This window comes from Mesorhizobium mediterraneum (genome assembly GCF_002284565.1).
Lineage (GTDB): Bacteria > Pseudomonadota > Alphaproteobacteria > Rhizobiales > Rhizobiaceae > Mesorhizobium > Mesorhizobium mediterraneum.
In genome coordinates this window covers 255,378-281,531 of sequence record NZ_NPKI01000017.1, presented here as the reverse complement: position 1 = coordinate 281,531, position 26,154 = coordinate 255,378, and the positions used below count along the sequence as shown (strand labels likewise).

The 26,154-nt window shown below is 62.8% G+C and carries 17 protein-coding genes; 11 read left to right on the top strand and 6 right to left on the bottom strand.

Going from position 1 to position 26,154, the window contains the following annotated elements:
• The first annotated feature begins 414 nt into the window (after positions 1–414).
• Entirely contained in the window at positions 415–2,220 is a 1,806-nt protein-coding gene (locus CIT25_RS15255; protein WP_095485350.1) for an ABC transporter ATP-binding protein, read from the top strand.
• A 134-nt stretch (positions 2,221–2,354) separates the two neighbouring features.
• Complete coding sequence (gltX, locus tag CIT25_RS15250; RefSeq protein ID WP_095485349.1) at positions 2,355–3,728, top strand: glutamate--tRNA ligase; 1,374 nt, start codon at positions 2,355–2,357, stop codon at positions 3,726–3,728.
• Here the strand turns inward: gltX and CIT25_RS15245 are convergent.
• From CIT25_RS15245 to CIT25_RS15235, 3 genes are all read right to left on the bottom strand, one after another.
• Positions 3,646–4,842 (bottom strand): DUF2865 domain-containing protein, encoded by a 1,197-nt coding sequence (locus CIT25_RS15245; protein ID WP_095485348.1) that lies wholly within the window; start codon positions 4,840–4,842, stop codon positions 3,646–3,648. The two genes, gltX and CIT25_RS15245, sit on opposite strands and share 83 nt — an antisense overlap.
• A gap of 81 nt (positions 4,843–4,923) precedes the next feature.
• Complete coding sequence (locus tag CIT25_RS15240; RefSeq protein WP_095485347.1) at positions 4,924–7,248, bottom strand: NADP-dependent malic enzyme; 2,325 nt, start codon at positions 7,246–7,248, stop codon at positions 4,924–4,926.
• 201 nt (positions 7,249–7,449) lie between these two features.
• Positions 7,450–8,283 (bottom strand): LysR family transcriptional regulator, encoded by an 834-nt coding sequence (locus CIT25_RS15235; RefSeq protein WP_245329856.1) that lies wholly within the window; start codon positions 8,281–8,283, stop codon positions 7,450–7,452.
• Positions 8,284–8,430: 147 nt separating this feature from the next.
• Between CIT25_RS15235 and CIT25_RS15230 the strand changes: the two genes are divergently transcribed.
• Entirely contained in the window at positions 8,431–9,504 is a 1,074-nt protein-coding gene (locus tag CIT25_RS15230) for an alpha/beta fold hydrolase (RefSeq protein WP_095485579.1), read from the top strand.
• An 82-nt stretch (positions 9,505–9,586) separates the two neighbouring features.
• Here the strand turns inward: CIT25_RS15230 and CIT25_RS15225 are convergent, their stop codons facing one another.
• Positions 9,587–10,366: an SDR family oxidoreductase gene (locus tag CIT25_RS15225; protein WP_095485345.1), complete on the bottom strand. Its 780-nt coding sequence runs from the start codon at positions 10,364–10,366 to the stop codon at positions 9,587–9,589.
• Between the two features lie 119 nt (positions 10,367–10,485).
• On the opposite strand from CIT25_RS15225, the gene CIT25_RS15220 reads away from it, so the two are divergent.
• Both CIT25_RS15220 and CIT25_RS15215 read left to right on the top strand, forming a co-directional pair.
• The gene (locus CIT25_RS15220) at positions 10,486–11,307 is read left to right on the top strand and encodes a UDP-2,3-diacylglucosamine diphosphatase (RefSeq protein ID WP_095485344.1); all 822 of its coding nucleotides are present in this window, start codon (positions 10,486–10,488) and stop codon (positions 11,305–11,307) included.
• Positions 11,308–11,435: 128 nt separating this feature from the next.
• On the top strand, positions 11,436–12,653 hold the full coding sequence (locus CIT25_RS15215; RefSeq protein WP_095485578.1) for an MFS transporter: 1,218 nt from the start codon (positions 11,436–11,438) through the stop codon (positions 12,651–12,653).
• Here the strand turns inward: CIT25_RS15215 and dgcA are convergent.
• The gene (dgcA, locus tag CIT25_RS15210; protein ID WP_095485343.1) at positions 12,624–13,607 is read right to left on the bottom strand and encodes an N-acetyl-D-Glu racemase DgcA; all 984 of its coding nucleotides are present in this window, start codon (positions 13,605–13,607) and stop codon (positions 12,624–12,626) included. The genes CIT25_RS15215 and dgcA overlap by 30 nt on opposite strands.
• 100 nt (positions 13,608–13,707) lie before the next feature.
• Here dgcA and CIT25_RS15205 point away from each other — a divergent pair, with 100 nt between their 5' ends.
• The 6 genes from CIT25_RS15205 (at position 13,708) to CIT25_RS15180 (ending at position 18,962) form a co-directional block, all read left to right on the top strand.
• Complete coding sequence (locus CIT25_RS15205) at positions 13,708–14,895, top strand: ABC transporter permease (RefSeq protein ID WP_095485342.1); 1,188 nt, start codon at positions 13,708–13,710, stop codon at positions 14,893–14,895.
• A gap of 1 nt (position 14,896) precedes the next feature.
• Positions 14,897–15,718 (top strand): ABC transporter ATP-binding protein, encoded by an 822-nt coding sequence (locus CIT25_RS15200; protein WP_095485341.1) that lies wholly within the window; start codon positions 14,897–14,899, stop codon positions 15,716–15,718.
• Between the two features lie 14 nt (positions 15,719–15,732).
• Positions 15,733–17,106 carry an MlaD family protein gene (locus CIT25_RS15195; RefSeq protein WP_095485340.1) on the top strand — a complete coding sequence of 458 codons (1,374 nt, stop codon included), beginning with the start codon at positions 15,733–15,735 and terminating at the stop codon, positions 17,104–17,106.
• A gap of 46 nt (positions 17,107–17,152) precedes the next feature.
• On the top strand, positions 17,153–17,821 hold the full coding sequence (locus CIT25_RS15190; RefSeq protein ID WP_185928242.1) for an ABC-type transport auxiliary lipoprotein family protein: 669 nt from the start codon (positions 17,153–17,155) through the stop codon (positions 17,819–17,821).
• 150 nt (positions 17,822–17,971) lie between these two features.
• Positions 17,972–18,367 carry a DUF2314 domain-containing protein gene (locus tag CIT25_RS15185; RefSeq protein ID WP_095485338.1) on the top strand — a complete coding sequence of 132 codons (396 nt, stop codon included), beginning with the start codon at positions 17,972–17,974 and terminating at the stop codon, positions 18,365–18,367.
• A 151-nt stretch (positions 18,368–18,518) separates the two neighbouring features.
• On the top strand, positions 18,519–18,962 hold the full coding sequence (locus CIT25_RS15180) for an SRPBCC family protein (protein ID WP_029352946.1): 444 nt from the start codon (positions 18,519–18,521) through the stop codon (positions 18,960–18,962).
• Positions 18,963–19,043: 81 nt separating this feature from the next.
• Here the strand turns inward: CIT25_RS15180 and CIT25_RS15175 are convergent, their stop codons facing one another.
• Positions 19,044–25,982, bottom strand: coding sequence for a kinesin (locus tag CIT25_RS15175; RefSeq protein WP_095485337.1), 6,939 nt, complete (start codon positions 25,980–25,982; stop codon positions 19,044–19,046).
• Positions 25,983–26,154 lie beyond the last annotated feature (172 nt).

The following is a 26,154-nucleotide window of genomic DNA, read 5'->3' as shown; positions in this document are numbered from 1 at the left end:
CGCTCGCTGGCTTGGCGACGCGTTGAGGCATCTCTATAAGAACGTCTCCGCGATTCCTACGCATCGGCCCGAAAATCGGCATCGATTTTCGGAAAGCACGATGCGCAGATTCAAAGTTAGAGCGTACTTTGTGCGTCCGAATGGACGCACGTCGCTCTAACGGACCGAATGGCAGGATTTGACATCGTTATGCGAGGCCGCGAAGCCTAGGTCTCAGACGGCGCTCTGGAAGGTTTTCACCTTCACGGCCAGGTCTATCTGACAACAGGCGTTCGTCGATGCCGGTCGCCGCCCGTATTCGGGCGAGCCGCCAAATATGCCGAACCCCCGCATTCCCGGGCGCTAATTCGCCCACGCGGTTTTTTCAATTTTCGACCTTACCGGGACCGGGCTCGTTTGCGCCCGAATGACATCATGGCTCGTTTTCAGATAGATTTGCGCGCAGGCGCCTTTCGCAGCGCCCTTGGCTTCACGCTTAGTCATTGGCGGCGCCAGCCGTGGCGGCTTTCGCTCATCATGGGCACGTTCCTGCTGTCGACCTTGGCCGACGTGCTGACGCCGCTCTATTCCGGCCGCCTGGTCGACGCCGTTGCCAGCAGCGCTGCGGCCGACGATGTCGCATGGAATGCGGCGATGGCGGCCTTTTCGATGCTGGTGGCGCTGGCGCTCACCGGTGTCGTCCTGCGCAACCTCGCTTTCATGGCCATCGTCGAACTGACCCTGAAGATGATGGCGGATATCGCCGCAGACGCCTTCCATCGCGTCCAGCGCTTCTCCACCGACTGGCACGCCAACAGCTTCGCCGGGTCGACCGTGCGCAAGATAACCCGCGGCATGTGGGCGCTCGACCTGCTCAACGACACGATCCTGATCGCGCTGCTGCCGTCCGTCGTCATGCTTGTCGGCTCGACGCTGCTGCTCGGCTGGTTCTGGCCGCTGATGGGTGCTGTCGTCGCCGTAGGTTCGGTGCTGTTCATCGCGGTGACGGCGCTGCTGTCGCTCGGCTATGTCGCGCCTGCGGCAAGGCTTGCCAACGCATGGGACACGCGCCTGGGCGGCGCGCTGGCCGACGCGGTGAGCTGCAACGCCGTGGTCAAGGGTTTTGGCGCCGAGGAACGCGAGGAAACGCGCCTTGCCAAGGTCGTCGCCAGATGGCGTGCCCGCACGCGCCGCACCTGGGTGCGCGGCACCGTCAACGGCACCACGCAAGGGGCGATGCTGCTGCTTCTGAGAACCGCGGTGATCGGATTTTCGCTGCTTTTGTGGGCGTGGGGGCAGGCGAGCGCCGGCGATGTTACCTTCGTACTGACCTCGTTTTTCGTGCTGCAAGGCTATTTGCGCGACATCGGCACGCATATCCGCAATTTGCAGCGCTCGATCAACGACATGGAGGAACTGGTCGACTTCCAGTCCGAGCCGCTCGGGATCGAGGATGTGCCCGGCGCCAAGCCGATCCGCATCACCGACGGCCGCATCAGCTTCGACGATGTCACCTTCCACTATGGCAGCCACCGCCTGCCGCTCTATCGCGACTTTTCGGTGGATATCGCGCCGGGCGAACGCGTCGGGCTGGTCGGCCATTCGGGCTCGGGCAAGACGACCTTCGTCAAGCTGATCCAGCGCCTTTACGACGTGAATGCGGGAACGATCCTGATCGACGGCCAGGATATTTCCGGGGTGGCGCAGGCGTCGCTGCGCGGGCAGATCGCCATCGTCCAACAGGAGCCGATTCTGTTCCACCGGTCGCTGGCCGAAAACATCGCCTATGCCCGGCCGAGCGCCACGCAAGCCGAGATCGAGCATGCGGCGCGGCTGGCCAGCGCGCACGACTTCATCGTCGATCTGCCGAAGGGTTACGGCACGCTGGTCGGCGAGCGCGGCGTGAAACTGTCGGGTGGCGAGCGCCAGCGCGTGGCGATCGCGCGCGCTTTCCTCGCCGATGCGCGGATCCTCATCCTTGACGAGGCGACGTCGAGCCTCGACTCGGAATCGGAGGTGCTGATCCAGCAGGCGATGGAGCGGTTGATGGTCGGCCGTACGACGCTGGTCATCGCGCACCGGCTTTCAACGGTGCGGGCGCTGGACAGGCTTCTGGTGTTCGATCGCGGCCGCATCGTCGAAGAGGGTTCGCATGACCAACTGATCCGGCTGCAAGGCGGCATCTACCGCCGGCTGTTCGAGCGCCAGGCGCTCGAATTGACCAAAGGGCTGGCGATCTGACGGGTTACAGCGCCGCGTGTCTTAATGGACACGCGGCGCTGCCGCCTTTTCATCGCCTTCGTCATGTTCTATGTCTGCCGCTGAGCGCGGGGGCGTGTCTTGTCAATACGAAAACCATCCGGTACGCCCAGCCCATGACAGTTACCGTCCGTTTCGCCCCATCACCGACCGGCCGCATTCATATCGGCAATGCGCGCACCGCGCTGTTCAACTGGCTGTTCGCCATGAACAACAAGGGCCGCTTCATCCAGCGTTTCGACGACACCGACGTCGCGCGCTCGACGCAGGAATTCTCCGACGCCATCCTCTACGACCTGCATTGGCTGGGCATCTTTCCTGACGCCACGGAATACCAGTCACGGCGCTTCGAGATCTACGATGCGATGGTGGAGAAATTGAAGGCGGCGCGCCTTCTCTATGCTTGCTACGAAACCCCGGAAGAGCTCGATCTCAGGCGCAAGGTGCGCCGCACGCGCGGCCTGCCGCCGGTCTATGGTCGGGAGGCGCTGACGCTGACGCCTGAGCAGGTCGCCGAATACCAGGCAGATGGCCGCCGGCCGCACTGGCGCTTTCTCCTGCCCAATTTCAGCAGTGATCCCTTAGCGCCGGAGCGCACCGAAATCCACTGGAACGATCTGGTGCGCGGCGAGGAAACCGTCGATCTTGCCTCGCTTTCCGATCCGGTTCTGCTGCGCGAGGACGGCACCTATCTCTACACTTTGCCTTCGGTAGTCGACGACATCGAGATGGGCGTCAGCCACGTGATCCGCGGCGACGACCACGTCACCAATACCGGCGTGCAAATCGCCCTGTTCCAGGCGCTTGGTGCCGAGCCGCCGGTGTTCGGCCACCATAATCTCTTGACCACCGCATCGGGCGAGGGCCTGTCGAAGCGGAGCGGCGCGCTCTCGATCGAGAGCCTGCGCGAGACCGGCATCGAGCCGATGGCCGTCGCCTCGCTGGCCGTGCTTGTTGGCACCTCGGAAAATGTCGTGGCGGTGCCTGACATGGCCGAGCTTGCCCGGCGCTTCGATCCGGCCGCGACGTCGAAATCTGCCGCCAAGTTCGATCCGGACGAGCTCTTCGTGCTCAATCGCACACTGCTGCACCATATGCCGTTTTCCGAGGCGCGCGACCGACTGATCGTGCTCGGCATCTCCGGCGAACAGGCCGAGCCCTTCTGGCTGGCGGTGCGCGGCAATCTCGACAGGCTGGCCGATGCCGCGATCTGGTGGCGCACACTTCGCGACGGCCCGCAGGAGCAGCCGGACTTTTCCGATATCGACCGCGATTTCCTTCGCCAGGCGTTCGATCTTTTGCCGGAAGATCCCTGGAACGGGTCGGTCTGGAAGGAGTGGACGGGCAGGATCAGGGAAGCGACCGGCCGCAAGGGCAAGGCGCTGTTCATGCCGCTCAGGCTGGCGCTTACTGGACAGCCTTCAGGGCCGGAGCTTGCAGACCTGTTGCCGCTGCTGGGTCGGGAAGGAACGCTGGCCCGACGGCCCTGACCTTGCGCTGTTCCGGCGGCAGCAAGGTCGTCGGCGAGGGCTTTACGGCGAGGCGTTTGATGGCTTCGCGATCGAGCCTGCCTTCGACATTGGCCAAAGTCTCCGGGTCGGCGCCTGGATCGGGTCTGGCGGCAGGCACCGGAACGGACGGCGTGGTCTCCACGTCGGCCTCGGACTGCTCCGGGCTTGGCGGATTGCCGGCGATGATCTCGAAATTCCGCGAGGCGTTGCAGCCGCAGGCCGACGGCCGCGATGTTTCGGGCTGCTTGTAGAGATAGGCGGTCGGCAGTTCGCTGTAGGGCCTGCCGGTTATCGAGGACGTCATCGAGGCCGAATCGTCGCCAATGCCGCGCGTATAGAACACCTGCATCTCGGTGCCGGGGCAACTCGAATCGCAGTTCTTCTGGTCGCGCTCGAAATCGCCCAGCGAGGCGGCGTTCGACATCGGGAAGAAATAGCCGTCGCAGGTGCGCACGCACATTGTGCGGAATTCGCCGCCAAGACGTGGCAGGTCCATGCCGTCTGGCCGATTGATCATGGCGCGGATACCGCGTTGTTCATCGGGATCGCTCGGCTCATCCAGCGCATCGGGCTGACTTCTGGCGTCGCCCAAAAGCCGATCGAGCAGATTTCCTTTGCCGTTTTCACGGTTCGCTTCGACGACAGGCACACGCTTCGAAGGCACGGCGCTATCATGACAGCCATTGGCGTCGAGCGAGGCCAGTATGCGTGCTCGATCACGTCGCGAGCCGCCGCCGGCGAGCTGCGCGCGCTTGACCTGCAGGGCATCGAGATTGGCGTTCATGCGGTCGAGCGTGGCCTCGAGTGCAGCGCATGCGTTGCGATTGCGGCCGACCAGCGAAAAGCCGCAGCCGGCGCTGTCGAACTGGCGGCTTGCCTTTGAAATCTGCTCGCGCTGCCGCACGATCGCGTCGTCGTACTTCCTGAGCAGGGCCGGCTTGCCACCGCCGCCACGCGCAGCGGCCGCGAGATCGGTCTCCAACTGGCGGCAAACACGGGAGGCGGCCTGCGGCTCGGTGACGGCAAAGCTTGATAACGTCAAGGCACCGAGCAGTACGGCGGCACGCGTCAGATTCCACCCTCCGCCCGTCATTCGCCGTGAACTCCGTTTAACAGGCCGTCGCGAAAGCTACCGCTTTGCGGTTGTATATTTAGCTTACCGCGAAACCCCGCTTTAGCCCAGATTTACGACCGCCTGCGCCTTGTGGGCGGCTTCGACCACGGCGAGTGCCGTCATGTTGACGACGCCGCGCGACGTCACCGACGGTGTCAATATATGCGCCGGTCTGTCGGTACCGAGCAGGATCGGCCCGACATGCAGCGCGTCCATCATCGTGCGCAGCGCGGTAAGCGTGATGTTCGCCGAATCGAGATTGGGGAACACCAGCAGATTGGCTTCGCCCTTCAGCCGCGAATGCGGATAGACGCGCTGGCGCAGCTCCTCCGACAGAGCCGAATCGGCATGCATCTCGCCGTCGCATTGCAGGTCGGGCGCGATGCGCGCCAGGATCGCCGCTGCCTGCCGCATCTTGAGCGCGCTCGGCGAATCGCGCGAGCCGAAATCCGAATGCGACAGCAGGGCGGCCTTGGGCTCTATGCCGAAGCGCTGGATTTCTTCCGCCGCCAGCACCGTCATCTCGGCGATTTCCTCGGCCGTCGGATCGACGGTGACATGGGTGTCGGTGAGGAAAATGATGCCGCGCTGCGAGATCAGCATGGAAAGCGTCGACAGGTCGTGATCCCTGATACCGGCGCGCGGGCCAATGATCAGGGTGACATTGCGCAAATGCCGCTCGAAACGTCCTTCCAGGCCGCAGACCATGGCGTCGGCGTCGCCACGCTTGAGGGCAAGTGCTGCGATCACCGTGTTGTCGGTGCGCACCATGGTGCGCGCGGCTTCCGTCGTCACGCCGCGCCGGCCGGCGAGCTCGATCAAAAGGTCGACGTAGTGGCGATAACGCGGATCGTCCTCGGGATTGATCAGGCCGAAATCGACGCCCGGCTTGATGCGCAGCCCGTAGCGTTTCAGCCTGACCTCGATGACATGCGGGCGGCCGATCAGGATCGGCTCGGCGATGCCTTCCTCCAGCACCACTTGCGCGGCTCGCAGCACGCGCTCGTCCTCGCCGTCGGCATAGATGACGCGCTTGGCGTTCGACGTCTTGGCCATCGTGAACACCGGCTTCATGACCAGGCCGGAGCGGAAGACGAAGCGGTTCAGCGTGTCGATATAGACCGTCATGTCGGTGATCGGCCGTGTCGCGACGCCGGTGTCGCAGGCGGCCTTGGCCACCGCCGGGGCGATGCGCAGGATTAGCCTGGGATCGAAGGGCGAGGGGATCAGGAAATCGGGCCCGAAGATCGGCGTTTCGCCGGAATAGGCGCGGGCGGCGACATCGGATGGCTCTTCGCGGGCAAGGGCTGCGATCGCCCGCACCGCGGCCATCTTCATCTCTTCGTTGATGGCGCTGGCGCCGCAGTCCAACGCGCCACGGAATATATAGGGAAAGCAGAGTACGTTGTTGACTTGATTGGGGAAATCGGAGCGGCCGGTGCAGATCATCGCATCGGGTCGTGCAGCTCGTGCCACTTCCGGCATGATCTCGGGATTGGGATTGGCCAGCGCCAGGATCAACGGTTTTGGCGCCATATGCTGGAGCAATTCCGGTTTCAGCACGCCGGCGGCCGAAAGACCGAGGAATACGTCGGCGCCCGGCAGCACATCGGCTAGCGTGCGCGCCTCGGTATCTTTCACGTAGGGGTCTTTCCAGCGGTCCATCTCGTCGACGCGGCCCTTGTAAGCGACGCCGAAACGGTCGGTGACCCAGATGTTTTCGACGCGCGCGCCGAGCAAAACCAGCAAGTTGAGGCAGGCAAGGGCAGCTGCCCCGGCGCCGGAGGTGACGATCTTGATGTCGGAGATCGTCTTGCCGGCAAATTCCAGCCCATTGAGCACGGCGGCGGCGACGATGATCGCGGTGCCGTGCTGGTCGTCATGGAAGACCGGTATGGCCATGCGGGCCTTCAGCCGTTCCTCGACCTCGAAGCATTCGGGCGCCTTTATGTCCTCGAGGTTGATGCCGCCGAAGGTCGGCTCCAACGCCGAGATCGTCTCGACCATGCGCTCGATGTCAGGCGCGTCGATCTCGATGTCGAAGACGTCGATGCCGGCGAACTTCTTGAACAGCACCGCCTTGCCTTCCATCACCGGCTTGGAGGCGAGCGGGCCGATATTGCCAAGACCGAGCACGGCCGAACCATTGGAGACGACGCCGACCAGATTGGCTCGCGCCGTGTAGTCAGCGGCGGTTGCTGGATTGTCGCGGATTTCCAAACAGGGCGCCGCGACGCCGGGCGAATAGGCAAGCGCCAGGTCGCGCTGGTTGCCGAGCGGCTTGGTTGCCTGGATTTCAAGCTTTCCAGGCCTTGGATGCTTGTGAAAATAGAGGGCGGCTTCGTCGAGGTCCGACCGGGCTGCTTTTTTGCTTTTGCCTTCCATACGGGCCTCCCTGCGATCCTGCCTTGACGCCCTTTTAGCATGCAGCGTTGGTTTTTCACGATGCCAAATGACGCAACCGCCAATTAGGCGGAAGAATCATCAAAAACTCATCTATGTCAGATTGTTGCAATGAAATTCTCACCTGCCGCGTCGCGGCCGGCGCGGCTGTCATCGAGCGCCTCGCGCGGCCGGGTGGTCCGGTCAAGTCGCGTCTGGACGACCATCAAGAAGTCTCCAGACGCTATCGACAATGGTCGGCCGTGGCCGCCGTTTCGCAATCACGGCAAGTGGCCACGCTGGCAGCGATACGCCGGTGATCGGTGCATAGCGGACGCCCCGAAACATAAGGCGCTGTGTCGATCGTGGCAGCAGGGCCGCGCCCAAGCCGGCGGACACGAGCGAGAGCATGGTTAGTGCCCGCGTTGCCTCCTGGACGATCCGCACGTCGAGGCCAGCCTTGGTGAACGTGTCCATGATGCGGGCATGGAGCGCCGGGCCTTGTGCAGCCGGAAACATGATGAGCCCATGGTGGGCAATGTCCGCCAGCGTCACCCCGTGTGTCTGCCGGTCATCTGGCAGAACGGCGACGAGATCTTCAGCAGCATAGTCATGGACGTCGAGACGTTCGTCGGTCCCGAGCGGTGGATGCACGAAACCGACGTCGATCTCACTGCGCGACAACGCCGCAATCTGCTCATTGGTGGACGCCTCGATGAGCTTTGGACGGATGTCCGGATATTTCTCGCGAAGCCGAGACAGGAGATGCGGCAGATGCTCGTAGAGAGCCGCCGAAACGAAGCCGACCCTGATCTCGCCAGCTTCGCCGTTATGCGCTGCGCGGGCGATGTGAAGCGCCGAATCGGCGTGCCGCACGGATGCCCGAGCCTCGTCTACGAAGGCCGAGCCTGCGCGCGTCAGGGTTAGGCGGCGGTTGGCTCGCTCGAACAGCTTGACGCCGAGCTCCTTCTCCAGACGCCCGATCGATTGACTAAGCGGAGGCTGCGCCATGGCCAGCCGCAGGGCTGCACGCCCCATATGCAATTCCTCCGCAACAGCGAGGAAATGTCGCAAATGCCGAAGTTCCATATCTTGATGATATCAAAAATCATTGAACACGTCATCGATAGGATATCGAATAGCTGACAGTCTTTCCGGAACGCAATTGCGACCGGAGATATCATGATGTCCCACTTTACCGTCCTCCCCCTCGTGCTCACAGCAGCCATGATGGCCGCCGCTCCAGCATCGGCAGGAGAGCCGGATCTCGTCCGGGTCGACAGGTTCGTCGAACTTCGGACGGGCGAGCGCCTCTTCGTCCGGGAGGTGCGCCGTCCTGGCGCAGCGTCCGAAGCCAACTCCGCCGTCCTCCTCATCCATGGCGCACGCGTGCCCGGCGTTGCGTCCTTCGATCTGCCCGTTGCGGGCGGATCGCTTGCCGCCGACCTCGCGGCTGACGGGCATCTTGTCTATGTCCTGGATATTCGCGGCTACGGCGCATCGAGCCGCCCTGCGGCCATGAACAGGCCGCCCGACCAGTCCGCTCCTCTGATCCGCACCGAAGACGTCGTGGCGGATATTTCCGCAACGGTCGACGCCATCGCCAAATGGAGCGACGTTTCAAGGGTCAGCCTCGTCGGCTGGGCCACCGGCGGGCATTGGGCCGGCGCCTATGCCAGCCGGTTTCCGCAGACGGTTGATCGGCTCGTCCTCTACAACACCCTGTATGGAGGCTCAGACCGGCATCCCACCCTTGGTACCGGCTCGCCGCTTGAAAATCCCGACCGGTCTGGGACGTTTAGTATCCAATCGTTCGGCGGTTATCGGCTGAATACACGTGCGACCCTATTCAACGCCTGGGACGACAGCATCCCGGTCGCGGACAAGGCTCAGTGGCGCGACCCCGCGGTGACGGCAGCCTATGGTGATGCGGCACTCGCCTCCGACGAGACGGCGTCGACGCGCCAGCCGCCGAGTTTCCGGTCACCGAGCGGCGCCATGGCCGACAGCTTCGAACTGGCATTCGATCGCCGGCAATGGTCTGCCGCGGCACTCACCATGCCAGTGCTCATCATCCGCTCCGGACGGGATTTCTGGAGCCGGCCGGAGGATGCGAAGACAATCGTAGACGAAGCACCAAAAGCGGAACGTCTGGACATCCCGGAAGCCACCCACTTCGTCCATCTCGACCGCGAGGCCGCAGGGCGCGGTGTGTTCCTCGACGCTGTAAAGCGGTTTCTCGGTCGCCCGGAGGGATGAACCATGAAGGGTCGTTTATGTGTCCTGCGGGAGCAGCAGCCGCACCAACAGTGTCATACTGGCCGCTCCCTGCGCCGCGCGATCAGAACGCGCTGACATAGGCGCCGCCGTCGACCGGTATGTTCTGCCCGGTCAGGTAGCCGGCATGGACCGAGCACAGGAAGGCGCAGATCTGGCCGAATTCCTCTGGCGTGCCGAGCCGCTTGGCCGGAACGTTGGCTGCTGCCTCGGTCTTGCGCGCGGCGGCGGCAGCCGGATCTTCGGGAGTGCCGGCTTCGTGCGGGGGGCGCAGCCGGTCGGTGTCGATCTTGCCCGGCAGCATGTTGTTGATCGTCACATTGCGGTCGATCACCGTCCGCGCCACGCCGGCAAGGAACGACGTCAGGCCGGCGCGTGCGCCGGACGACAGATCGAGGCCCGGAATGGGAACATAGACCGACAGCGAGGTGATGTTGACGATGCGGCCGAAGCCGCGCTCGGCCATGCCGTCGATCACAGCCTGAACCAGTTCGACCGGGGTCACCATGTTCTGGGTGACGCCTTCGAGAATCTTTTCGCGGTCGAGCTCGCGGAAATCGCGAAACGGCGGTCCGCCATTGTTGTTGACGAGGATATCGGGATCGGGGCAGGCGGCAAGCAGCGCCTTCTGCACCTCGCGCTTCGACACGTCGCCGACGATCTCGGTCACCTTGACGCCAAATCTTTCGCGCAGTTCGGCGGCGGTCTTTGCCAGTTGGTCGGCGTTGCGCCCATTGACGACCAGATCACAGCCGGCCTCGGCCAGCGCCATGGCGCAGCCCCGCCCAAGGCCCTTGCCCGAAGCACAGACGATGGCCTTTTTTCCGCGTATACCGAGATCCATGGCGATTTCTCCTCTGATTTGCGCGGCAAACTAGCCCTTTGGCTGGACCAATCGCAACCGTCATACGGTTGTTGCATGAATCGGGGCATAGCCAACGCGAAAGCAACGGTGAGAATCCCATGCCTGGCGCAGAGCCCCGCACTTTCCGCAGCATGTTCATCTCCGACGTCCATCTCGGATCGAAGGCTGCTAAGGCTGAGTTCCTGATCGATTTCCTGCGCCATCACGACGCCGATATCATCTATCTCGTCGGCGATATCGTCGACGGCTGGCGGCTGAGACGGAGCTGGCACTGGCCACAGAGCCACAATGACGTCGTCCAGAAATTGCTGCGCAAGGCACGCAAGGGCGCCAGCATCACCTACATCGCCGGCAATCACGACGAGTTCGCGCGCCAGTTCCAGGGCGTGCATTTCGGCGGCATCGTCGTCGCCGATCGCGCCACCCACGAGACCGCCGACGGCAAACGTTTTCTTGTCATCCATGGCGACCAGTTCGATACCGTCGTCCACAATGCGCGCTGGCTCGCCTATCTCGGCGACTACGCCTATGACGGGGCCATGCTCGTCAACCGCGTGGTGACGCGGCTTCGCCAACTGCTTGGCCTGCCTTACTGGTCGTTTTCGTCCTGGGCCAAGGTCAACGTCAAAAAGGCGGTGAATTTCATCGGATCGTTCCAGACCATGCTGACCGAGGAAGCGCGCCGTTCGCATGTCGACGGCGTGATCTGCGGTCACATCCACCATGCCGCGATCGAAAACTACGAGGATGTGCAATACATCAACACCGGCGACTGGGTGGAGAGCTGCACCGCGGTGGTCGAGCATTTCGACGGCCAGATGGAGATCCTGCACTGGGCGCATGTCCTGCCGGAGGCGCCGGTCGGCGGCGAGGTGCTGGTGCCGATCGACATCAAGGGCAGGGCAGTCCAGGCGGCGTGACCAAACCCGACCTCAACTCGCTCTAATCGATTAGTCCACGCGGTTCCGCCGACTTTTTCAGCATGTTATGAGATTGCGTGCGCTGCAAGCCGACTCAGCCGAACGCCGCGCCGCCGGATTGCCTGCTGATGTCCTCCCTGCCACCGCTTTCGCCCGAACAGCTCGTCAAGCCGCGTCATTTCGAACTGCGCATGGGCCTGATTTTCTTCACGCTTTTCGTGCCGCTCGGGACGCATTTGCCATATTTTCCGCTGTGGCTGCAGGCGAAGGGTTTTGATGCCGAGCAGATAGCGGTCATTCTCGCAGCACCAATGTTCCTGCGCGTGGTGACGACGCCATTGCTTACGGCATTGGCCGACAGGGCGAGCGACCGCGCCCAGGTCTATGTCGCGCTGATGGCCGCATCACTGGCGCTGTCCGCGGGTTATTTCCTGACGCCGACCTACGCCATTGTGCTGGCCGTCTCGCTAGCGCTCGCTGTCGTCTGGACGCCGCATTCGCCGATCGCCGATTCGCTGGCGCTATCCGGGGTGCGCCGCTTCGGCTCCAACTATGCAAGCATGCGCAAATGGGGATCGATCTCCTATCTGTGCGCAAACCTTGCGGGCGGTTTCATCCTGTCGCGGACCGGCGCCCAGGCTGTTCCGATGATCATTTTCGTGGCGTTTGGCGCTGCACTTGTCGTCGGACTGATCGCGCCGCGGCTCGGCCGCCCCCGCCGTGCCTCGCCGCTTTCGGCGACCGACATTCAGCAATCGGCACCAAAACTCCTCAACGCCTATTTCCTGTATTTCTCCATCGGCGTCGGCGTCATCACCGCCAGCCACGCATTTCTCTACGGCTTCGTGTCGATCTACTGGAAATCGATCGGCATCGGCGATCAGGTTGTCGGGCTGCTTTGGGGTTGGGGTGTGGTGGCCGAGATCGGCATGTTCATGATCTTCACCCGGGTTTTCGGCTCCTTCTCGGTCGTGTCGATCATGGTGATGGCCGGAATAGGCGCGATCGTGCGCTGGATTGCCTTCCCCTTGGTCTGGCCGCTCGGCCTTGGGGTTGCCGGATTTTTCGCAGTCCAGACGCTGCACGCGGTTTCCGTGGCGCTGGTCCTGATCGGCTTGCAAAAAATGATCGGCGAGACGGTCGCGGAGGAACGCACCGGGGCCGCTCAAGGCATCGCCTATTTCTCCAACGGCTTTTTCACGGCCGTGGTGACGCTCATGTCCGGCCCTCTCTATGACCGCTTCGGCGTGGATGGGTTTTTTGCCATGATCCCGATCGCTCTGATCGGCTTGGCGCTGATCGGATTTGCAGCGCGTTCAGCCCCACAGCGCCGTATCGGGCGGTGACACCAGCGAACCTTGGTAGACGAGACCGGGAACACGGTCGCGGGCAAGCAGCAGCGGACCGTCGAGATCGACGAAATCGGCATCCTGCGCCAACAGCACGGCCGGCGCCATGGCAAGCGACGTGCCGACCATGCAGCCGACCATGACGCCAAAACCCAGTTCACGGGCGCGGTCGCGAAGGACGAGGGCTGCGGTCAAGCCGCCAGACTTGTCGAGCTTGATGTTGACGGCATCGTAGAGGCCGACAAGCGAGGCAAGGCCCTCTGCCTCATGCACGCTTTCATCGGCGCAGATCGGCACCGGATGCGCGATGTGGCGAAGGATGCCGTCACGGCCCGCAGGCAGCGGCTGTTCGATCAGCGCGATGCCGTGCTCGGCGGCAAAGGCCAGGTTTGCAATGACATTGTCGTCCGTCCAGCCCTCATTGGCGTCCAGTATGATGCGGCTCGCCGGTGCTGCCTCTCTTACTGCGCGGATACGGGCCATATCGTTGTCGCCGCCGATCTTGACCTTGAGCAGCGGCCGCGCGGCATTGGCGCGGGCCTGCGCCGCCATCGCTTCGGGCTCGCCGAGCGACAGCGTGTAGGCCGTCTCGATCGCCCTCGGCGGAGCCGCGCAGATGCTGGTGGCGACCGGCTTGCCTGTGATCTTTGCCTCCAGGTCCCACAGCGCGCAGTCGATGGCGTTGCGCGCCGCACCTGCCGGCATGGCGTCGAGCAGCGCGGCCCGGCTGATGTCGCCTTCAATCTGCTCCCGCATCGCCTCGATTGCATCGCGAACACCGTCCATGGTCTCGCCGTAGCGCCTGTAGGGGACGCATTCGCCGCGCCCGCTATGCTCGGCTTGGCTGATCGTGCAAGCGATCACCTCGGCCTCGGTCTTCGAGCCGCGCGAAATGGTGAAGGTTCCGGCGATGGGAAAGCGCTCGGACTCGACCGAAATGACACGCGCCATATTTTTCTGCTCCGGCTGTGCGACAACGAGCTTGTCGGCAAATCGACAGGTGGGTTCCGTCAGGTTAAACAGATTGGCCCGTCAGGCTAAACAGGACGCCATGTTGACCATCCGCAAACGCTTCGCAAGCGGCAAGACCGCCAGGGAGGCCGACCATCAGCCGCGCGTCGCGGTCGGTGAGGAGGGCGGCGTTCTGGGCTGCGCCTTCTCCGGAAACTGGACGACGCGCACCGTGACGCTGGTCGACGCCGATATGCGCAAGATTGAGAAGCGCAGCGGTTTCCAGACGCTAGCGCTCGACCTCTCGCATATCGAGAAGATGGATACCGCCGGGGCCTGGCTGATCGACCGCCTGGTCAGCGCGTTCGAAAAGAAAGGCGTCGAGATCAGGCTGGAAGGGCAAAGCGAGATCGCCTCGATCCTGCTCGGCGCCGTTGGCGACGCAGTTCGGCGCGAGCCCGATTCCGGCGGCGCAAAGCCGCCCAACATCATCATTCGCGCGCTCGAGGCGGTTGGCCGGCGCGTCTATGAAATGCGCGACGATTTCCTGTCCTCGATGAACATATTGGGCGCCACTATACGCGGCTCGCAGATGAAGCTCGGCCGCGGCCATGCGGTCAATCCGGCGGCGATCTTCAACCAGATCGATCGCATGGGCGTCGGCGCCATCCCGGTGGTCGTGCTGATGTCGGCCATCGTCGGCGCGATCGTCGCCCAGCAAGGCGCCTACCAGCTCAGCTATTTCGGCGCCGATATCTTCGTCGTCGATCTGGTCGGCGTGCTGATCCTGCGCGAACTCGGCGTGCTGATGACCGCGATCATGATCGCCGGCCGTTCGGGCAGCGCCATCACGGCTGAAATCGGCTCGATGAAAATGCGCGAGGAGGTCGACGCGCTGAAGGTCATCGGGCTCAATCCGATCGGGGTGCTGGTGTTTCCGCGGCTGGTCGCGCTGGTGATCGCGCTGCCTTGCCTGACGATCATCGCCAATTTCGCCGCACTTGGCGGCGGCATTGCGGCGGCGTGGCTCTATTCCGACATCGCACCGGCCGCGTTCATCGACCGGTTGCGCGTCGCTATCGATCTCAGCACCATCTTTGCCGGGCTGATCAAGGCGCCGTTCATGGCCATGATCATCGGCACGATCGCGTCGGTCGAAGGCATGAAGGTTGGCGGCAGCGCCGAATCGCTGGGACAGCACGTGACCGCTTCGGTGGTGAAGTCGATCTTCGTGGTCATCATCCTCGATGGGCTTTTCGCCATGTTCTACGCGGCGATCGAGTTCTGACATGGCGACGCAAGGCAGCACAAAGGCGACTGGGGTTGCGGAAGGGGCCAGCGAAGATGAGATCGTGCTTTCCGCGCACGACATCACCGTATCCTTCGGCGACAAGGTCATTCTCGACAGATTGTCGCTCGATATCAGGCGCGGCGAGATCCTCGGCTTTGTCGGCGCCTCCGGCGCCGGCAAGTCGGTTCTCCTGCGCACCATCCTTGGCCTGGTGCACAAACAGTCGGGAACGATCAAGCTGTTCGGCGTCGATGTCGAAAAGGCGAGCGAGAGGGAGCGTCTTCGCATCGACATGCGCCTTGGCGTCCTCTTTCAGCACGGCGCGCTGTTTTCGGCGCTCACGGTTCTTGAGAACGTGCAGGTGCCGATGCGCGAATATCTCGATCTGCCCAGAAAGCTGATGGACGAGCTGGCGATGCTCAAGGTCGAACTGGTCGGGTTGCCGCCGGATGCGGCGCAGAAATTCCCGTCCGAGCTTTCCGGCGGCATGATCAAGCGTGCGGCGCTGGCGCGCGCGCTGGCGCTCGACCCCGACATCGTGTTCCTCGACGAACCGACATCCGGCCTCGATCCGATCAGCGCGGCTGAGTTCGACGAACTGGTCGTCAAGCTGCGCGATACTATGGATCTGACCGTATACATGGTCACGCACGATCTCGACACGCTGTTCACCGCTTGTGACCGGGTGGCCGTGCTCGGCAACAAGAAAGTGCTGGTCGAAGGCACGATCAACGACATGCTCAGAAGCGAGGAACCCTGGGTGAAATCCTATTTCCGCGGAAAACGTGCGCGGCAACTTGATCTTGCGGCGCGCGCATAGCCATAAGTGGGTAAATGGAAACCAGAGCCAACTACGTCATTGTCGGCATTTTCACGCTAGCCGCGATCCTGGCGGCATTCGCGTTCGTCTATTGGACGGCCGCGATTGGCGACAGGGGTGAGACGGCGATGCTGCGGGTGCGCATTCCGGGATCGGCTTCCGGCCTCGGTCGCGGCAGTTTCGTGCTGTTCAACGGCGTCAGGGTTGGGGATGTCAGGCGCGTCTATATCGACGTCGACAATCCGACCGCCGCCATCGCCGACACCGAAATAGACCGCATGACGCCGATCACCAAATCGACTCAGGCCGATATCGGCCTTGCCGGCCTCACCGGCCAGGCCAATATCGAACTCAAGGGCGCCGACCCCAAGGAAGCGAAGCTTCTCGACCAGGCGGAAGCGGAGGGCAAGGTCGCCGAGATCGTCGCCAATCCGTCGGCGGTCACCAACCTGTTGCAGACGGCGCAGAACATCTTCACCCGCGCCGATACGGTTCTCACCCAGCTCGAAGGCTTTACCAAGGACGTTCGCGGGCCGCTGACGCAGACGGTCAACAACGTGCAGACCTTCTCCGATGCGCTGGCCAAGAATTCCGACGGCATCGACAAATTCCTCGCCAGCGTCAGTTCGCTGTCGGACGAGTTGAGGGGCGTCTCAGGCAAGCTCGACGGCACGTTGAAGGCGGCGGAAGGGCTGCTCAACGCCGTCGACGAGGACCAGATCAAGAGCATCGTCGCCAACGTCGATACGGTGACCACGAACCTGAAGGAAACCAGCAAGCAATTCGACAGGGTCGTTAGGAATGTCGACACCGCGGTGGGATCGATCAACGATTTCGCCCAAAGGACGCAAGGCACGCTGGCCAAGGTCGACGGCGTTCTCGACGGCATCGATCCGGCACAGGTTCGCACCGCGCTGGCCAACATCCAGAAGGCCAGCGAAAACGCCAACGAGGCTGCCGCCGACATCGCCAAGGTGACCAACAAATTCGCTAACCGGGCCGACGATATCGACCAGACGATCAAGGACGCGCAGCAGCTCGCGGAGCGCCTCAACGACGCTTCGGTGCGTGTCGACGGCATCCTCGCCAAGGTCGATACATTGCTCGGCTCGGGCCAGGCCGACGGCATGATAGCCGATGCCAGGAATACGCTGAGATCGTTCAAGCAGGTCGCCGACACGCTGAACGCCCGCCTCGGCACCATCACCGACAATCTGGCGCGATTCTCAGGTCAGGGCCTGCAGAATGTCGAAGCGCTGGTCCAGGACAGCCGCCGTTCGATCACCCGCATTGAAGAGGCGGTGACGGATCTCAGCCGCAATCCGCAGCGGATCCTGTCAGGCGGCGAAGGCGAGGTCCGGCAATTCGACGGCAGGGTGCGGCGTTGACTTCGGCTTTCGCCCGCCCCAAGAACAGCAGGCAAGTGCGCTACGGATGCGGATTGCTCATACGATTCGGGGACAACGGGGATCGCGTGTGAAGTCGGTCGTGCTTAAATTGGGCGGGGTCAAATCGGGCGGGCTCAAAGCGGGAGTGGCACTGCTTACGCTTTCGCTAGCCAGTTGCGCGTTTTTGCCGGGCGGCGGGCCGGCGCCCCTGGACACATTCGAACTGTCGGCACCGCCGCTCGATGCGCGCGGCCACAGCCGCCGCCAGATTCTCATCGCCCAGCCTTCCGCGCTCAAGGCGCTGGACAGCCAGAACATCGTCATCAAGCCGACCGTGCGTTCGATCCAGTACCTCAAGGGCGCGCAATGGGCCGATCGGCTGCCGCTGATCGTGCAGGCGCGGTTGGCCGAGACATTCCAGCGCTCGGGCAGCTTCGCCGGTGTCGGCAAGCCGGGCGAGGGGCTGGCGATCGACTACCAGGTGATCGTCGAGGTCCGTGCCTTCGAAGTCCGGGTCGACGGCGGCGAGCATGCCGAGGTCGACCTGTTCGTGCGGATACTGAACGACCGCAATGGCGAGGTACGCGCCTCAAAGAGCTTTACCGCGAGCGCGCCCGTCTCGGGCAGCGGCAATCAGGCCTATGTCGGCGCGCTCGACGCTGCGTTCGGCGACGCCGCCAAGGACATCGTTCGCTGGACCGATTCGGTGATCTGACACAGCCAGGGACGCCGGGCGCAGCTACTTGGCGGCGGCATGATGGTCAACAGGTTCCTTTGATTGCGACCACCGTGCGAAAACTCGGTAGTCGACGACAGTCGGTTTCGGGTGGTTTCCCGACATCCATGTGGCCGCTAAGATAGAGCAATGCGTGAACCGGATTTCCAATTGGACGGGTGGTGCCTGGATGATGGCGAGGAATATCGTCAGGCGTCGCCGGACACATTCTGGATACCCGATTCGCATGAACGAGAAGGATTGCAACTGGGAGATCACGCGAAACTGATCTTTCGAATTTCGGTCGATGATGAGAATGAACCCGTCGCCGTAGAGCGCATGTGGGTGCTGGTGCGCGAGCGGATCGACGGAGCCTACTTGGGGGTCCTCAATAACGATCCGTATGCAGTTGCTCAGAATGATGAGCTTTGGAGTGGGATTGAGTTACCGTTTTCCGCCCGTCATGTGATCGATATTCGCGAACGTGGCGAGGAAACCATTGCCTTGGCCGCACAAACACCGAAGAAGCGTTGGCCTCAAACGTGATCGCGGTCTCATGTCTGCAACGGGTCCGATAGCAGTCGCCAACATGAAGGTCTGCGGCCCCGGTTCCAAAAAATCCTAACTTGTTGTCGGATCGGTCAAGCCGCGTTCGTCCTTGGCATGGATCGACACTCCAACCATAGGGATAGATGATATGCCCAGTACCGTACGCCTGCACCGCGTTCTGGCAACCAGCCCAGAAAAAGTCTATCGCGCATTCCTTGAGGCGGACGCGCTTGCGAAATGGCTACCGCCCAACGGCTTTACCTGCACGGTCTATCATCTGGAACCCAAAGTCGGCGGCACATTCAAAATGTCGTTTCGCAACTTCACAACGGACAAAAGCCACGCGTTTGGCGGTGAATATGTCGAGCTCGTTCCTGGCGAACGCCTGCGCTATACGGACAAGTTCGACGATCCTAACTTGCCCGGTGAGATGCAGGTGACAGTGATCTTGAAGAAAGTATCGGTCGGCACGGAGCTGGATATCACGCAGGCAGGTGTTCCGGACGTCATTCCAGCTGAGGCTTGTTATCTCGGTTGGCAGGAGTCGCTGCGAAACCTGGCAAGGCTCGTCGAGCCGGAGATCAATCAATAGAGCATCATCCCGAGGACGTCGGCACAGCATGAAAAAAGGCGGGAAAATCTCCCGCCTTTTTTCGTTTCGTTTATCGCCTGATCAATGCAGGCGGCCGCTGGCATGCGCCAGCATCGTGTAGACCTTGCCGGTGTCTGACGTCAGGTAGGTCTGCGCCATCATGTTGTCGCGGTCGTTGCGCGACACGTCCTTGAGCAGCTTTTCGAAATCATCGCAGTAACGGTCGACGGCGGCACGGAACTCCGCCTCCATCTGATATTTGCGGCGAATCTCATCGAAAGTCTGCTGGCCCTTCAGCGTGTAGAGACGCCGCGTGAACACGTCACGCTCGCCGCGCCGGTAGCGGTTCCACAACTCGATCGAGGCATCGTGATCGATGGCGCGGGCGATATCGACGGAAAGCGAGTTGAGTGACTCCACGACATGAAGCGGTGAGCGCTGGGCAGGGGCCGAGCGTGGCGCTTCCGACGGCGCGGGCTTGGCGGCCTCTTCGCGCGATGCCCCGGTCAAGAGATCGCGCACCCAGCCGCCTTGCGGCGTACGGCCATTGGGGTCGCGCTGGCGCGGCGCGGTCTCAGCCGGGCGTTCCAGGTCGAGCGTGCCACGCAGTGCGGTGTCACCCGACGGCGCCTGCGGGGCGCGAGGCTCCGGTTGCGGGGCTGGAGGACGGCGCTGCGGCTCAGCGGCGCGCGCGACAGGCGCTTGCGGTGCCGGGCGCAGGTTGCGCGGCTCCGAGGTGTCGGTGCTGCGGCCCGATTTCGCAACGATATCCGAGAGTTCCTTCAGCGCGTTGATCTGCTCGGAAACGGCGCGGCGGATGGCCGTGGTCGATTCCTTTGCCTCTTCCGGCATCTCGATGACGCCCTTCTTAAGCTCGGCGCGGGTGAGGTCGAGCTCGCTCTTGATCGAGCCGGCGGTGCGCCGCATCTCCTCGGTCGCGTCGGCGAAGCGCTTCGTTGCCGAATCGACGACGTCGGAAATGGCGGCACGGATCTTGTCCGCCGACTCCAGCGTCTTGCCTTCGGCGTTCTGCAACGTCTGGCCGACCAGCGTCTCGAACGAGCGCATGACCTTTTCGAGATCCTCCGACTTCTTGACCAGGCCGACGGCGAGGTCCTCCAGCGACGACTGTCTCTCGAGTGTGTGTTCGAGGTTGCTCTGGGCCGAACTCAACAGGTCCGAAGCACTGGACAATAAACGGCTGTGCTCGTCGAACTTGGTGGCGATCGAGGCGACCTCGCGCAAGGTGGAAGACGACAATTCGGTAAGCCGCGTCGTGTTCGAATCGACCAGGCGCGCCGAGCTGGCGAAGGTCTGCGCGGCTTTTTCCGTTGTCGCCGCAAAGCTTTGCGTGCTGCCGGTCAGGCGTTCGTCGACCTGGCCGAGATTGGCCGCCGCCTGTTCGATCAGCTGACCGAGCTGCGAGCTCGAGGTGCTCATGCGGCCGATGAGATCGGCGACACTGTCGGCGAGCGTCGAGCGTGCGCCTTCGACGGCCGACAATGTTTCGGCGGTGCGGCTGGCGAGCGCGTCGACCAAGGCGGCGTTTTCGCTGCGCAACTTCTCGGTCGCGCGCTCGGTAACCTCCTCCATGCTCTTTTGCAGTTCCGAGCCGCCCTGGGCGAAACGCTCGACCAGCGGCCGTGCCGTTTCGTCGAGGATTTTCGAGATCTCGGCCGAACGTGCCGCAAGCATGGTGTTGAGCTCGCGGGTGTTGGTGCCGATGGTCTTCGCCGCGTCGTTGGTGCTCTGGCCGATATGCTGGCCGACCGCGGTGAAGGTTTCGGCAATCGCGTTGGCGCGCGAAATGAGTTGCGCCTCGGCAGTCGAAACCTGCTCGTTGAGCTTCTGGCCGATCGTCTCGGTGGTGTAGACGAGACGGTTTTCGACGCCGGCAACCTGCTCCTCGACACGAGCCGCCGCCGCTGCTGCGCTGGATGCCAGGCGCTCGTCGGCGCCGGCCAGCGCCTGCTCGATTTCGCGGGCGTGGACGGCAAGTTCCTGACCGGTCAGCCTCGCACGTTCGGCAACCCGCTGCTCAGTGCTGGCAAATGCCCCGACGATGGTCTCGGTATGCTCTCCGATCGTCGACGAGCTGTCGGCGATGCGGGACACCAGACGGTGATCCGCCTCGTCGAAGATACGGCCGATCTCGGATGCGCGGGCCGACAGCGCTTCCGAACCTTCGGCAATGCGCGACATCAGCTGCTGGTCGGCAGCATCGAAAATGCGGCCAAGGTCGGATGCCCGCGCCGCGAGCGCTTCGGCCGATTCGCCGATGCGCACGCCGAGCCGTTCGTCGGCGCCTTCGAAATTGCGCAAGATGTCGCCGGCGCGCGCGGCCAACGACTGCGCCGTTTCGACCGCGCGGGCAACCAGCTTCTGGTCCGCCGCATCGAATGTGCCGGCGATCTCGCTGGCACGGGCTGCCAGCTGGTCGGCCGTTTCCTGGGCGCGCGCCAGCAAGGAGTTCGACGTATCGTCGACACGAGCCATGATGGTGCTCGATGTGTCCTCGGCGCGGGCAATGAGCGCGCTCGACGTATCCTCGGCACGTGCGGCGAGGCGGCGATCCGCCTCCTCGAAGGTGCGGGCGATATCCTCCGCCCTGGCGAGCAAGGCGGCCGAGGTCTGCTCGGCACGTTCGGCGATCTTGCGATCGGCGTCGCTGAACGCAGCACCCGCCTGCTCATGCAGCGCGCTGGTGACTTCCATGACCTTTTCACGCAGCGCTCCCGCAACGAAGACGGCGCTCTTTTCGAGCACGCTGCGGACGTTGTCGACACCGGTCGACAGCGCGCGCTCCATGGTTCCGGCGCGCTCCTCGATGATGCCGGTCTGCCGGCTGAACGCCTGCTCGATTTTTTCGACGTCGGCGGCGATTGCCGCGGAAATATCGGTGCTCCTGGCGGCGATCTGGTCGATATGGCCGGACAGCGAACGGTCGACATCCTTGCGGGTGTCGGCGAGCTTGGAGAGATCGTCCTCCAGCGCACGGGTCAGCGCGTCGCGGCCTTCGGCCAGCTTTCCGACATGGCCGGCGATGATGTCGTCTACGTCGCTGCGGCTCGCTGCAATTTTCTGCAGGTCTGCTTCCAGCGCACGTCTGAGGATGTCGCGGCCTTCGGCCAGTTTCTCGACCTGGCCGGCAACCAGCCCGTCGATGCTCGACCGGCTTTCCGCCAGCTTGGCGAGATCGTCTTCGAGCGCCTTGGAGAGGATCGAGCGGTCCTGGATCAGCTTCTCGGCATGGCTGTTTACAAGACCGTTGACGCTGCCGAGATCGGCCTCCAGGGCCCACGTAAACTGTGCACGATTGTCGGTCAGTTGCTGGGACTGATCGGCGACGACACCCTTGATCGTATTGAGGTCTGCTTCCAGCGCACGTCTAAGGATGTCGCGGCCCTCGGATAGCTTCTCGACCTGGCCGGCAACCAACCCGTCGATGCTCGACCGGCTTTCCGCTAGCTTCGCGAGATCGTCTTCGAGCGCCTTGGACAGGGTCGAGCGGTTTTCCGCCAGCTTTTCGGACTGACTTGATATGACGTCCTTGATCGTGTTGAGATCGGCTTCCAGCGCACGTCTGAGGATGTCGCGACCTTCGGCCAGTTTCTCGACCTGGCCGGCAACCAGCCCGTCGATGCTCGACCGGCTTTCCGCCAGCTTGGCGAGATCGTCTTCGAGCGCCTTGGAGAGGATCGAGCGGTCCTGGATCAGCTTCTCGGCATGGCTGTTTACAAGACCGTTGACGCTGCCGAGATCGGCCTCCAGGGCCCACGTAAACTGTGCACGATTGTCGGTCAGTTGCTGGGACTGATCGGCGACGACACCCTTGATCGTATTGAGGTCTGCTTCCAGCGCACGTCTAAGGATGTCGCGGCCCTCGGATAGCTTCTCGACCTGGCCGGCAACCAACCCGTCGATGCTCGACCGGCTTTCCGCTAGCTTCGCGAGATCGTCTTCGAGCGCCTTGGACAGGGTCGAGCGGTTTTCCGCCAGCTTTTCGGACTGACTTGATATGACGTCCTTGATCGTGTTGAGATCGGCTTCCAGCGCACGTCTGAGGATGTCGCGACCTTCGGCTAGCTTCTCGACCTGGCCGGCAACCAGCCCGTCGATGCTCGACCGGCTTTCCGCCAGCTTGGCGAGATCGTCTTCGAGCGCCTTGGACAGGGTCGAGCGGTCTTCCGCCAGCTTTTCGGACTGACCTGATATGACGTCCTTGATCGTGTTGAGATCGGCTTCCAGCGCGCGCTTGAGTATGTCGCGGCCTTCGGCCAACTTCTCGACCTGGCCGGTAACCAGACCATCGATGCTCGACCGGCTTTCGGCCAGTTTCGCGAGGTCGTCTTCGAGCGCCTTCGACAGGGTCGAACGGTCCTCTGCGAGCCTGTTCATGTGATCGGAGATAAGGCCATTCACGCTCTGCAGGTCGATTTCCAACGCCCTTGAGAGCTGACCACGGTCTTCCGCCAGCTTTTCCGACTGGCTCGATATGACGTCTTTGATCGTGTTGAGATCGGATTCAAGCGCGCGCTTGAGGATGTCGCGGCCTTCGGCCAGCTTCTCGACCTGGCCGGCGACCAGCCCGTCGATGCTCGACCGGCTGTCCGCCAATTTGGCGAGGTCAGCCTCGAGCGTCTGCGAAAGCAGGCTGCGATCGTCGGCGAGCCTGCCCGAATGTTGCTCGATCAGGCCCCTGATGCCGGACAGGTCGTTTTCAAGCGAACGCGAAAGCTCGGTGCGGTCTTCCGCCAGTTTGGCGGAATGGTTCTCGATGAGACCCTTGATGCCGACGATGTCGCTTTCCAGCGCCTTGGCGAGGATGGCGCGACCTTCGGCGATCTTCTCGACCTGACCGGCGACCAGGCCGTCGATGCTGGCGCGGCTGTCGGCCAGCTTGCCGAGATCGGCCTCGAGAGCGCGTGAAAGAATGCTGCGGCCTTCGGCCAGCTTGCCAACATGGCCGGCAACCATTTCATCAATGATCGTGCGGGCTTGCACAAGTTTTCCGGAGTCTTCGTTCAAGGCCTGTGAAAGCCTGTTACGGCCCTCTTCGAGGCTTTCGAGATGGCTGCCGAGCGAAGCATCGATGGTGGCCCGCGACTCGTTGACCTTGCGCAGATCCTCTTCGAGCGCGCGCGAGATCAGGCTGCGACCTTCGGCAAGCTTCTGCACCTGATCGGTGACAGCCGCGTCGATGCCGGCGCGGCTTTCGGCGAATTTCGCCAGATCGGCCTGCATTGCCGCCGCCATGCGTTCGCGGCTTTCGGAAAGCTTGCGGCTGTGGTTCTCAACGGCTTCCTCGATGCCGACGCGGGCATCGGCAAGCCGCTGGATATCGGCATCGAAGGAGCGTGACACCACATGACGAGCCGCTTCCATGCGCCCGGCGAAATCGCCGGCGCGTGCTTCAAGCATGGACGAGGTCGACGAAACGATATCGGCCATGTCGGCGCCGATCTGGGTCTTGCCCTGATCGATCATCGCCGACAGCGTCTCCTTGCTTTCCTGGAAGGTGTGGGCGATTTCGCGCGCGCGCTCGACCAGGGTCTCGTTGATCTGGCGTGCACGGGCCTCGAGCGCGGCGTTGAGCTTCTGGGTGCCGGTGTCCAGCGCTTCGGCGCGGGTCTGGAACTCACTAATCAGCGTCTGGCCGCGTTCGGCCAGCGTCCGCTCAATGCCGTTAAGGCTGGCTTCAAATTCGGAGTTGAGCGTGCGCGCGGCGCCGCCGAGCAGCGACACCATGCCGGAGGTCCGATCGTCGAGCAGATCGGTCAGCGACCGGGTGAGGCCGTCGGTCGTGTCCGTCAGCTTGGCGATGCGCGTATCGAGAAGGCTGGCGAAGGCTTCGCCGGAGGTCGACAGCCGGTCCGTGATCGATTCGAGCCGGCCTTCGACCGAATCGAAGATCGACATCGAGCTCTGGTTGATCCTGTCGATCAGCGTGTCGCCGGAATTGGTGATGGTCATCGACAGGTTGGTCGAGGCGTTGAGAATGCTGTCGCGAATGATATCGCTGGCAGCCCCGATTTCGTCCTTCAGCGTCTCATGCGCGCCGGTGATCGAGGCGCGCACGCGTTCGGCGTGGGTGACCACCGCTTCGCGCTCGCTGCCCAGCCCGTCGACAAGCGAACGGATGCGGGATTCATTCTCCGAGTAGGAGCGTTCGATCTGGTTGACTTCGCTGTGGACCAGGGTTTCGAGTTCGACGGCTCGCGCAAGCGTGCGCTCGATGCCTTCACCCATGGCCGCCACCTCGCGGCGAACGGCCTGCCCGATCATCATGACACGATCCTGGGCGATATTTTCCGGCTCGGTCAGGCGGAAGGCCACTTCCGTCATCGACTGAGCGGCAATGCGCATTTCCTGGGCGCGGCGAATCATGGCTGCAAACGCCCAGAACAGGAGGACGGGTAGGATCGCAGCGACCGCCAGGCCGATCAGTTCAGGACGGGCGAAAAACTGGTCGGGCGTGCGGATTTGCCAGATGCCAGGTCCAAACAGCAGATTGGCCAGCGCACCGGCACCCGCGATCCAGGCGAGCGAAACGAGCGCAACGACCCAGTAGATCGTGTTCGAGGCACGCCGATTGAGGGTGTGCAGCAGCGTTTTGTAATCTTTTTGAAGAGGGTCATTGGCTGGTGTGAAACCGGCCGGCTGCTGGCTATTGCGCATTTCCACAGGGCGCAGTTCAGCCAGCTTGGCCTTTGCCGCGGGCTTTGCTTTCTGGTCTTGGGCTTTCTGGTCCTGGTTGGCGGCAGGCTCCGCCTTCTGGCTCTGGTTGGCGAAAGGCTCGGCATTCTGGCCTTGGTTGGCGACAGGCTCGGCATTCTGGTTACGGCCTTCGCGTGCCAACTCGTCGGCAGCCTGCGATATCTGCGCTTCCAGGTCTTCCATCGACGCCGCGATGTCGAGGTCGCCGCCGGCATCCCCGCTCAGGTCGATATCAAGTGCTTTTTCGAGTTCCCTGGCTACGTCGCTATCGAGCGTTCTTGTCGTCGTTGTTTTCTTCGCCATGCCTTCGCTACCCTGTACAAGCTGCCGCGGGACTTATTGATTCTGCTTGTCGTGTCCCACGCAAGAGGCTGAAAATGGACCTGTCGTATCGTAATGACACACCGGGGTAAAGAAAACATGCATTCGGCGCGATACGTAAAACTTTAAATATAAGGTTAACAGAACTGTGATT

Coding starts and splice junctions, on each gene's coding strand:
- CIT25_RS15255 (WP_095485350.1), top strand. CDS start 415: ATGGCTCGTTTTCAGATAGATTTGCGCGCAGGCGCCTTTCGCAGCGCC.
- gltX (WP_095485349.1), top strand. CDS start 2,355: ATGACAGTTACCGTCCGTTTCGCCCCATCACCGACCGGCCGCATTCAT.
- CIT25_RS15245 (WP_095485348.1), bottom strand. CDS start 4,842: ATGACGGGCGGAGGGTGGAATCTGACGCGTGCCGCCGTACTGCTCGGT.
- CIT25_RS15240 (WP_095485347.1), bottom strand. CDS start 7,248: ATGGAAGGCAAAAGCAAAAAAGCAGCCCGGTCGGACCTCGACGAAGCC.
- CIT25_RS15235 (WP_245329856.1), bottom strand. CDS start 8,283: ATGGGGCGTGCAGCCCTGCGGCTGGCCATGGCGCAGCCTCCGCTTAGT.
- CIT25_RS15230 (WP_095485579.1), top strand. CDS start 8,431: ATGTCCCACTTTACCGTCCTCCCCCTCGTGCTCACAGCAGCCATGATG.
- CIT25_RS15225 (WP_095485345.1), bottom strand. CDS start 10,366: ATGGATCTCGGTATACGCGGAAAAAAGGCCATCGTCTGTGCTTCGGGC.
- CIT25_RS15220 (WP_095485344.1), top strand. CDS start 10,486: ATGCCTGGCGCAGAGCCCCGCACTTTCCGCAGCATGTTCATCTCCGAC.
- CIT25_RS15215 (WP_095485578.1), top strand. CDS start 11,436: ATGTCCTCCCTGCCACCGCTTTCGCCCGAACAGCTCGTCAAGCCGCGT.
- dgcA (WP_095485343.1), bottom strand. CDS start 13,607: ATGGCGCGTGTCATTTCGGTCGAGTCCGAGCGCTTTCCCATCGCCGGA.
- CIT25_RS15205 (WP_095485342.1), top strand. CDS start 13,708: ATGTTGACCATCCGCAAACGCTTCGCAAGCGGCAAGACCGCCAGGGAG.
- CIT25_RS15200 (WP_095485341.1), top strand. CDS start 14,897: ATGGCGACGCAAGGCAGCACAAAGGCGACTGGGGTTGCGGAAGGGGCC.
- CIT25_RS15195 (WP_095485340.1), top strand. CDS start 15,733: ATGGAAACCAGAGCCAACTACGTCATTGTCGGCATTTTCACGCTAGCC.
- CIT25_RS15190 (WP_185928242.1), top strand. CDS start 17,153: ATGCGGATTGCTCATACGATTCGGGGACAACGGGGATCGCGTGTGAAG.
- CIT25_RS15185 (WP_095485338.1), top strand. CDS start 17,972: ATGCGTGAACCGGATTTCCAATTGGACGGGTGGTGCCTGGATGATGGC.
- CIT25_RS15180 (WP_029352946.1), top strand. CDS start 18,519: ATGCCCAGTACCGTACGCCTGCACCGCGTTCTGGCAACCAGCCCAGAA.
- CIT25_RS15175 (WP_095485337.1), bottom strand. CDS start 25,982: ATGGCGAAGAAAACAACGACGACAAGAACGCTCGATAGCGACGTAGCC.